This is a genomic window from Microvirga yunnanensis (assembly GCF_025460875.1).
On the sequence record NZ_JAMXFI010000202.1, the window covers coordinates 1 to 8,650 of the forward strand.

Sequence of the window (8,650 nt, forward strand, 5' to 3'; positions counted from 1 at the left end):
TGATGCGTCGGTGACCAGCCGACTGTCGCACACAATTACGCCTAGGAGGGCACCGCTGCATTAACCTTGACGGGATAACGAGGGGTGGTTCGTCAAGGAGCCGCCCTGTTGTCTCTGTTGAAGCGCTGCCGCTTTCCGGTCGCGACCATCCTGCTGTGCATGCGGTGGTACTGCAAGTATAGGATCGGCTACCGCGATCTGGCTGAAATGATGTCAGAGCGTGGCGTCGCCGTTGACCCCTCCACGATCTTTCGCTGGGTTCAGCGCTATGCCCCAGAGATCGAGCTGGCCTGCTGCCACAAACGGGCCTTCATCAGTAATGGCCTGACGGATGCGTGCCGCGCATCGCAAGTGCCAAGGTCGCCTCTTTTGTGGCAACGCGCTGTCGCGCGGGTCATCAGATCCCACACCTAAAGTCGAAAAGCTTTTCGACCAGCCTTTTGTTAAGACGCATCAACGGCTGGTTTGGACCAGACAAGAAAAAGCCGGGCGCGAAGCCCGGCAAAGCTAAGGTCCGACAAATCAGTCAAAACCTTCCAGAGGGAACGGCCGATGCGACAGCGCCGGGAGGGAGAAAGCGCTGCCGCGTTGAAATCAGCCACCGCTCATATCGGCGGCATCGCGCCGCTTTGCAATGCAACATGCCTCATGAAGGGGCTGCGCTGAGAACATGGCTTGGCTATCGGTCTTGGATGGCATTCCTCCCATCAGGGACATCGCGCGCCTTGCTGAGTTACACAAGAACAGTGTGCTGACGGATGAGGAGTTTGCCGCCAAGAAAGCAGAGTTGCTGGCCCGCATCTAAGGACGAGGGTCAGCTCACCGTTACGTTCAGCCGCAGATCCGCTATACCTCAATTAGGGACGACCAGGGAATCTGGTCCTGTCGCGATTTCCGGGCCACAGACACAGAGAAGGTGCCAGAGCGAACGGTAGGCTATCATGCAGCGAGCCGCGCGAATTGCTTCGGAAGGTTTCCTGCGGATCAAGTATTTGACGCCGCCGCACCGGCACATAGAAATCTGCGATGGCGATCGTCTCCCTCTTCATCATCGCGGCGGCTCCGGTCTCCCGTCATGATGATCAAAGCTTATGCGCCGCAGATCGGCTTGCCCAGGAACATGCGGTCGCACACTGCGTTGCCCGAGAAGGCCAGCTTGGCAGGAACGTGGCGTAGCTGTGCTGGGCCTCCTCACACGGAGACGTCTCATGAGCAAACTCACAGCAGTGATGGGCTTTCTCTTCCTGGCTGTTCCCTCGGCCTGGGCGCAGACCCCTGCCCCCTCCCCGGCGCCCGGCGCTCCTCCCGCGGCAACAGGTGGAGGGATCGCAGACTACTGGTGGATCATTCTGCTGGTGATCATTGTCGCGGCCGCGATCTGGTACTTCTCCCGCAGCCGCAGGGGCGTGTAACCGAGCATCCGGCAGGAACGGGCCCATGGCATCAGGCGTTAATCTGCAGCCCTTTTGATGCTCCTGACGGTCCTATCGACACGAACCCGGCTCCGCGCCGGGTTCTTTTTGACCTGGGCTGACATCAGCGAGCACCTCACCCGTTTTCTGACGTGCCCGGACGCATGAGGAGCAGGGCCCACGTGCTGATCATTGGGGCGTTTCAGGCGACATAGGAGCCGTATCGGTTGGAGTCCCTGCTCCAGAGGACTCCTGGGCACCCTGTGGCGTGCCAAGCTGCTGCCTTACCCCAGCCAGCTGGCTCTGAGCATCAGCAAGGTCCTGACGAGTGGCCTGAAGCCGCCCTTCCAGTTCTGCAACCTCTCGGTTGCGGGCGGCCAAGTCATCCGTTGCCCTCGCCAATTGGGCCTGAAGATCAGCCCGTTGCTGAGTTGCCTGGTTCTGGAGTTCAGCCTGCTCCCTTGTCAGACGCTCTCGCTCCGAGCGGAGGGTGGTCAGCTCTGCCTGAGTGGACGCTTGTGCCTCGCGCGCCTGCTGGAGGCGTTGCTCGACCTCCGTGAGCTCTGATCTCCTTGACGCCACATCCTGGGTGGCTTGGGATACCATCTCACGAGCTGCTGCTTCTTCCCGTTGGGCCTCCTCCAACCGGCGGCTCACATCGGTCATTTCCTGCCTGCGTGTCGCGAGCGTCTGCTCACCTGTGGCAATCTCCTCTTTCACAGAAGCCAGCCGTTGCTCTGCCTGCTGGAGCTGGTTCTGGATCTCCGGCAGGCGCTGCGACAGTGCCGACACATTGCGGTTCAGCTCGGCTGCATTTTGCTCGTTGGCTTGCAGCGCTTTCTGAGCAGTGGCGGTCTGGGTCTGAACCTCTGTTCGGGCCTGGGTGAGCTGCGTCAGTTGCTGTTGTTGCGTCTGCAGGTCCTGCAGAGTGCCGGTGAGCTGCGCTTGGGCCTGCTCGCGCGCCTGCGTGACTTGGGCCAGCTGTTGCTGGGTTGTCTGGAGCGACTGCTGCAGGGTCCCGAGCTGAGCCTGAAGCTGATCACGGGATTGGGCGGTCTGCGCGAGTTGCTGCTGCGACGTCTGTGCCGTTTGCTGCAGGGTTGCAACTTGCGCCTGGGCCTGCTCTCGAACTTGCGCGACTTGGGCCAGCTGCTGCTCCGCACCGGCGACCCTGGCCTGCAAGTCTGCCAGAGTTCCTCCGGTGCGCTGCTGCTCATCGAGCTGCCGTCGCAGGGTGCCTTCAGTCTGCTGAAGGCGGATCAGTTCCGTTTGGGCTTTCTGCCGCTGGTCGGAGGAAGAGAGCCCAACGCCAAGGGCTAGAAGCCAGCCCAGAATGGCAGCCCCAGCCAATGCCAAAGTTACGGGCCGCTTTAGCTCGGAACGGTAATCGATGGGCATTATGATCCTCCTGCACGCGGGCTGCTCGTTCTAACGCAGGACTGTTGCAAGCGTTGCCGGCGTCCGCAGGTCGTTTGCCTGAGCCTATGCGACCTGGCCATGGCCGCTCCTTAGACAAAGCGCTGCACGGAACGCCCGCATGCCCCAATCGCCGCAGGATATCCGCGCAGCCTTGCCCGATGCCTTCGACCTGCAGCGGCAGGTGGATGCCGTAGGTTGCCTCATGCCGCCGCATCTCGCACTGGGGCACCCGCCTGATGACTTGATCAAGACACTGACGCACGCGCTGCACCCGCGAGGACGCGGGATTCCATGCCTGCCAGATGCTCGAGGCCGCGGTACGCCAGTTCGGGGTACAGGCCGGTACTCGCCAGGGCGGGCATGTCCTGATCGGGGTTAGCCGCTACCTGGCGGCTCATTCACCGACCGAGCGGGATTCTTTTAAAACCGCTGACATTGCCCGCCTGCTCCCGGCGACGGGGCACAGCTTTATGTTGCGTTGACCCCGTTGAGCGGCATAGCCCGCCTGGTGAGATAGCCTACGAGCTCATGACGCCCCAGGCAATTCAGCACCCGGTGCGGAGGAATGCCTCCCTTGCGGGCCATCAACACACCCCAGGCGGTGAGATCGAGCTCGTCGACACTATGCGCGTCCGGGTTGATGCTGAACATGCACCCGAGTTCAAGGGCTCGCTGATGCCAGCGCCAGTCCAGATCCAGACGGGAAGGATGGGCGTTGATCTCAACTGCCACCCCGTGCCTTGCGCATGCCTCCAAGATCTTCTCGACGTCAATCTGATAGCCTTCCCGGCGGCGGAGCAGCCGACCCGTCATGTGGCCAAGAATGGTCGTGAAGGGGTTGGAGACCGCCCGAATTATCCGCTCGGTCTGGGTCTTGGCATCGAGCCTGAAGCGGCTGTGCACACTCGCGACCACAAAGTCGAAGCGAGCTAGGACCGCGTCCGGATAGTCGAGCGAGCCGTCTTCGAGGATGTCGGACTCGATGCCTTTTAGGATCTGGAAGCGACCTTGGTAGCGTCTGTTCAACTCGTCCGCGAGTTCGTGCTGGATAGCGACCCTCTCGACTGAGAGCCCACCGGCATAGCTGGCTGTCTTCGAGTGATCCGCAACACCGAAATACTCATAGCTTCTGGCCCGCGTTGCCTCGGCCATTTCCTCGAGCGTGTTGCTGCCGTCCGAGAAATCGGTGTGGCAGTGCAGAAGTCCCCGAATGTCCTGATCGGCCACGAGGTGAGGCAATCGTCGCGCCACGGCGAGGGCGATCTCTCCCCTGCCCTCCCGCAGTTCGGGCTCGATGAAGGGAAGGTTGAGAGCCGCATAGACGTCCTTCTCGTCCACGCAGTCAACGAGGTGCTGCCCGCGGTACAGCCCTTGTCTATTGAGGCGCAAGCCGCGGCGCTCGGCAAGAGATCGGAGTTCGTCGATGTGCTCGGACGAGCCTGTCGCTAGAACCAGGGCGACCCCATAGTGCGGCGGGTCCGCCAGCCACACTCTGGCCCCCTCAGAGAGATCGACAATCTCAATCCCTGAGCGAGCCGGGGTCTCGGCCACAAGAGCGAGGTCCGACACCAGCTCGGTGCCACGCCGGAAGTCGCCGGCGGGAACGATGCGGGTGAGTTCTGGATGCGACCGCCTGAGGTTTGCTTCCAGGGTGCTGAGGTGCTCGCCGGCGCGATGGATGAGCCGCTGCCCGGACGAACGCCGCATGAACTCGATGTTTGCGAGGACCTTGTCCTGAAAGGCAGGACCGAAGCCCTTCGTCGCCTTGAGGCGGTCCTGCCGGCCAGCCGCTTCGAGCTCATCGACGCTGGTGATCCCGAGCTTGCGGTAGAGGTCGAGGACTTTCTGCGGGCGCAGGCCCGGGATCGCCAGCAGCTCCAGCACGCCCGCTGGCACCTCAGCCCGCAGAGCCTCCAGGCGCAGCGTGGTGCTGTCCCGGTGCAAACGCTGGATCGTCTCTGAGAGGGCGGCGCCCACGCCTGGGATCTCCTTGAGCCGTCCGGCCGCGATGACCTCCTCGAGGGGTTCACGGAGCAGCAGGAGGCCCTCGGCCGCCCGGGTATAGGCGCGTGCCTTGTACGAGTTCTCACCCGCGAGCACGAGCCGCTGCCCGATCTCGACCAGCAGTCGGGCGACGGCGGGCGCATCCAGGCCCTTGGAGGCCTGTGCAGCCATTGCTGAAGGCGGCGATGAGGCTAGTTCTCGGTCCATTCGCAGTTCTGACGGCTAGCGGCCCTTGGCCACTGGTAACGTCTGGCAGAGCCCGACAGTTTCCAAAGGCAAGCCGACCGCCCTCGCCGTCCATGGGATCGGCGCAGCATGTGTTCTTGATTGAGTACTGCGTTAGAAGCGACCGCCAAGGATGGCTTACAGAAGGCACCCGCCGGAGGAAGCGATTGGATGTGAAACCTCGTTCTGCATGAAGTAAGTATTGATTAGAGCCACAACCTTTCGGCCCAGCGCCTGATCCACTTCAGGGATTTCCGAATCGAGGATTTCGAGCCGAGTCTCGAAATCAGGGTCACAAATGAGAATGGCCGGATCCGGCTCGGCGCCTTCTCCCGGGCTGTCCAGAAACCAGCCCTCGTCCGGGTTCGGGTCTTCTGGAATGAGACCCGCATTTAGGCTCTCGACAAGATACTTGGCGAGATGATCGTTGATCCTCGTGCCATCGTCTTCGCCAAAGATGATCCGCGGCTCGCCGTGAGGATCCCGGATGATGTGCTGCCGCTCTCGTCCAGGGCGGGCGATGAAGAGGGTCCACTGTGACGATGAACTCATAGGCTGCTTCTTGTCCAAAGATCAGGCGGGCAGCTTACGCTACCTTAATGACCAATAGCACTTCTGCCTTCGGGTCAGTATCGCCGTCCGAGCATCCAGTCGCCGACCTCATCAAGGGCATCAAAGGCGCGGTTGGTCAGGCGGCGCGGACCGGCCAACAGCCCCTCCTCCCGCTCCACAACATTGGGCTGCGGACCGGGTGGCATCGCCTCACGGGTTTCCCTGAACTCGTCAACAGCCCAGTCCTGCTGTGACATGGCAGGCGGCATGTTTGTCGGTGGCATTGGGCGCAGGTCATGCCGCGCCTCCGCAGAGCGCCGGCTTGCAGGCGGCAGGATGTCCTCGACCCGGTTTAGGGCAACGGACTGTGACTGGGGCAGTGCAACCCGATAGCCGAGCTCCTGAGCCACACGCGGTAAGTTCTGAACCGCCGCTCGGCCCGCTTCCATGCTATGGCAGATGCTGAAGTACAGGGCATGGAAGTTGGCGTTCTGGCGGATGGTCTCACGGCTCTCTTGGGTGGAGAACGGCGCGAGATAGAAGGCCATGGCATGCCCACCCTTTTCGGCCACGATCGCCGGCTTGGTTTGTGAGCAGTACACATAGCCGTTTTCCTCGCTGAGTTCCCTGCGACCAGATGAACTGGCATGGAAAGTCTTCACCCGGGTCTGCATGAGTGTGCCCTCCCCTGTCCTGGTCAGAGGGGAGGCTGCCAGGATGGCGAACTCGTCGCAGCCATCAGGGCGGCAGAGGCCGCGGATGATGTCAGGACGGCTATTGGTCTGAGCAAAGGCCGGGATCGCGAGCACGAGGGCCAGGGCAACAAGAGGTCTGAGCATTGGTGGCCTTGGGCGGAGGGATGGTTAATGAAGAGTCACCCCTGAGGTCGCGCACGAATGTGACGATTTCAGGCCGGCCTACCCATGGTACCTGACGGCGAAAGCCACGACGCCCCTTCGGCCGGGAAGAGCCCAAGGACGTTCGGAAGTCCTGCCGTGGGCTTAGATAAGTTCGAGAGTTTTTGTCCTAATGAGAACCCGAGCATCAGGAGCGCCTTTCATATCGGGCGATCTGAGCTGCCTTGACCTGCTCGCGACCGCCATCATCCGGGGCTGTGTCGCAGATTCTTCGTGCGGGCGGGGGGCGTACCTCAGCGATGGATGCTGAGCCTATCGTTGTTCTCGCTTGCCTGCGAAAACCTGCCGCAAAGTTCTGCCTTTGGATAAGGTGGTGTCGAGCTAAACCTCAACCAAGGCGTCCGTGGTCCAAGGGAATGACACCACACTTGGGAGATAGGCGGCAGACCAAACTCAGTCAACGCTGTCCCAACGAAAACGCCCTGACAGAGTTAGCCGTGCGGGGCTTGCTGTCAGGGCGAATTGTGTGATGCCGGTTGCAACACCACGTCACGATAATACGCCAAGCGCCTCGTTGGTTCAACATCAGGCTGTGGACAAGCAGAATTGCCCCGGCGGGAGGCTGAGCACTAGACCTCTCGCCAGGGCGCGTGCGATGTGTTCCGGCAACGCACGATCTATGTAGATGTAGCCACGGCATGCCGATGTGCGGCAAAGCACACCGTCAGTTCCTAACACGATCAGTGGATCGCACTGCGGCCAGAACATCAGTCAGTCCGGCTGTGGTCGAGACCGACATCACGAAGCATGTGCGGGTTGAGTTCGTGACGCAGCGCCTGCTGAAGTTCGTGACGGAGCAGGTGATCGAGTTCGTTTGTTGCCACAGGCCGCGCGTGATCATTCGCAGGCCTACGCGGCACGCGAACAAATTCAAAGCGGAAGGCGAGCCCTACAAAGGGCAAAGGGAATACGGTCGGGTTCATTAGAGCCACCAGCAGCTAGAGTCGTGACGAGGAGAGCGGTGCGTTCGTACGTGCAAATTCGCATAGACATCAAACGCCTCCTCTGGCTGTGGCTGTGAACCGAGCGGAAGATCCGCGGGGCAGCTTCAATATCAGAATTCAGCTGCGCAGGCTAGTCCCGACATTCAAATTGTTAAGGTCCACCGCTTCGTTTACTTCACGGAGTGGGCTTGAGGCGATAGTAGGTAGAGACGGACGTATGGTGGACCGGCACGATCATACCCTCCCTTCGGAGTTCGTCCATCGTAGCAAAGCCGATCCCACGAACCTTCCGCCGCGAGGCGGACTTCCGACGTGCTTTGAACTGCTCGCGCTCGGTGTACAAACTTACCCCTGAGGCGTAACGGACCTCCTCGCCCTCCGCCAGCATATTAAGGGCTTTTCTTGCGAGGGTGGAGAGCGCGGTAAGTTCTGTTATGATTGCCTGCGTTCTATGCGGGCAATCAATTGAACCCACCATGCTGACGCCGGCATGGTCAGTGCGGGATTAAGGAACCGTTCAATCTTTGCTGGCCATGGTCCCGCCCCCTTTGCCCCTGCGGATCGCAGTGAGGCGCAGTTTAGGAGTTTGACAATGACCGAAGCCAAAGCCGCCAAGAAGCCGAACCCCGCTCTGGCGAAGCCGTTGCAGCCCTCGAATGAACTCGCGGCGGTGGTCGGGTCCTCGCCACTGCCCCGTACCGAAGTGGTGAGCAAGGTTTGGGAGTATATCAAGGCCAACAACCTGCAGAACCCTGCGAACAAGCGGGAAATCCTCGCGGATGAGAAGCTTCAGGCTGTATTCGGAGGCAAGAGCAAGGTCAGCATGTTCGAGATGAACAAGCACTTCGCTCAGCACCTGTCCTGAGCGGACGCGACAACAGGCCCACCCCGCCAGCGTGCCGGCGGGGTGGGGGTCGCTTCAGCCCTCCGGTTGCGGCTAACGGCTAGACCGCCTCCTTGAGCTCCTTCGCGGGTCGGAAGGCGATCTTCTTGGAGGCTTTGATCTTGATCGGCTCGCCGGTCTGCGGGTTGCGCCCGGTACGCGCGGCGCGCTTGCGCACCTGCAGGATGCCGAGACCGCTCAGGCGGATCTTGTCGCCCTTCTTCAAGCTCTTGGCTATCATCTCGATGACTTGCGTCAGCATCTCGTTAGCCTGGCGCTTGGGAAGCTCGTGCA

8 protein-coding genes and 2 pseudogenes are annotated in these 8,650 nt (G+C 61.3%); 4 read left to right on the forward strand and 6 right to left on the reverse strand.

What is annotated here, in order from left to right; genetic code table 11:
- Nucleotides 1-159 precede the first annotated feature (159 nt).
- The 3 genes and pseudogenes from NF876_RS42885 to NF876_RS42895 form a co-directional block, all read left to right on the forward strand.
- Nucleotides 160-285: pseudogene (locus NF876_RS42885) on the forward strand (IS6 family transposase); the annotation flags it as partial.
- Nucleotides 286-715: 430 nt separating this feature from the next.
- Nucleotides 716-805: pseudogene (locus NF876_RS42890) on the forward strand (SHOCT domain-containing protein); the annotation flags it as partial.
- Nucleotides 806-1,208: 403 nt separating this feature from the next.
- On the forward strand, nt 1,209-1,412 hold the full coding sequence (locus NF876_RS42895; RefSeq protein WP_210805720.1) for a hypothetical protein: 204 nt from the start codon (nt 1,209-1,211) through the stop codon (nt 1,410-1,412).
- Between the two features lie 189 nt (nt 1,413-1,601).
- Here NF876_RS42895 and NF876_RS42900 read toward each other — a convergent pair whose 3' ends face one another.
- The 5 genes from NF876_RS42900 to NF876_RS42920 all read right to left on the reverse strand — a co-directional run bounded on the left by NF876_RS42900 (nt 1,602) and on the right by NF876_RS42920 (nt 7,452).
- Complete coding sequence (locus NF876_RS42900) at nt 1,602-2,810, reverse strand: coiled-coil domain-containing protein (protein WP_210805722.1); 1,209 nt, start codon at nt 2,808-2,810, stop codon at nt 1,602-1,604.
- 489 nt (nt 2,811-3,299) lie between these two features.
- A complete protein-coding gene (locus NF876_RS42905; RefSeq protein ID WP_262273694.1) occupies nt 3,300-5,042 on the reverse strand; it encodes a DNA polymerase/3'-5' exonuclease PolX in 1,743 nt (580 codons plus the stop codon).
- Nucleotides 5,043-5,198: 156 nt separating this feature from the next.
- Entirely contained in the window at nt 5,199-5,630 is a 432-nt protein-coding gene (locus NF876_RS42910; RefSeq protein WP_210804805.1) for a hypothetical protein, read from the reverse strand.
- A gap of 56 nt (nt 5,631-5,686) precedes the next feature.
- Nucleotides 5,687-6,451 (reverse strand): hypothetical protein, encoded by a 765-nt coding sequence (locus NF876_RS42915; RefSeq protein WP_173945402.1) that lies wholly within the window; start codon nt 6,449-6,451, stop codon nt 5,687-5,689.
- A 785-nt stretch (nt 6,452-7,236) separates the two neighbouring features.
- Nucleotides 7,237-7,452: a hypothetical protein gene (locus NF876_RS42920; RefSeq protein WP_210804975.1), complete on the reverse strand. Its 216-nt coding sequence runs from the start codon at nt 7,450-7,452 to the stop codon at nt 7,237-7,239.
- 613 nt (nt 7,453-8,065) lie between these two features.
- Here NF876_RS42920 and NF876_RS42925 point away from each other — a divergent pair.
- A complete protein-coding gene (locus tag NF876_RS42925; RefSeq protein WP_173945404.1) occupies nt 8,066-8,338 on the forward strand; it encodes an SWIB/MDM2 domain-containing protein in 273 nt (90 codons plus the stop codon).
- A 79-nt stretch (nt 8,339-8,417) separates the two neighbouring features.
- On the opposite strand, the gene NF876_RS42930 is transcribed toward NF876_RS42925, so the two are convergent.
- On the reverse strand, nt 8,418-8,650 hold a 233-nt coding region (locus NF876_RS42930; RefSeq protein ID WP_262273695.1), incomplete at its 5' end, for an HU family DNA-binding protein.

Excerpts from the sequence above, each read along its gene's own strand:
- NF876_RS42905 (WP_262273694.1), bottom strand. The coding sequence starts at position 5,042 with ATGGACCGAGAACTAGCCTCATCGCCGCCTTCAGCAATGGCTGCACAG.
- NF876_RS42895 (WP_210805720.1), top strand. The coding sequence starts at position 1,209 with ATGAGCAAACTCACAGCAGTGATGGGCTTTCTCTTCCTGGCTGTTCCC.
- NF876_RS42925 (WP_173945404.1), top strand. The coding sequence starts at position 8,066 with ATGACCGAAGCCAAAGCCGCCAAGAAGCCGAACCCCGCTCTGGCGAAG.
- NF876_RS42900 (WP_210805722.1), bottom strand. The coding sequence starts at position 2,810 with ATGCCCATCGATTACCGTTCCGAGCTAAAGCGGCCCGTAACTTTGGCA.
- NF876_RS42915 (WP_173945402.1), bottom strand. The coding sequence starts at position 6,451 with ATGCTCAGACCTCTTGTTGCCCTGGCCCTCGTGCTCGCGATCCCGGCC.
- NF876_RS42920 (WP_210804975.1), bottom strand. The coding sequence starts at position 7,452 with ATGAACCCGACCGTATTCCCTTTGCCCTTTGTAGGGCTCGCCTTCCGC.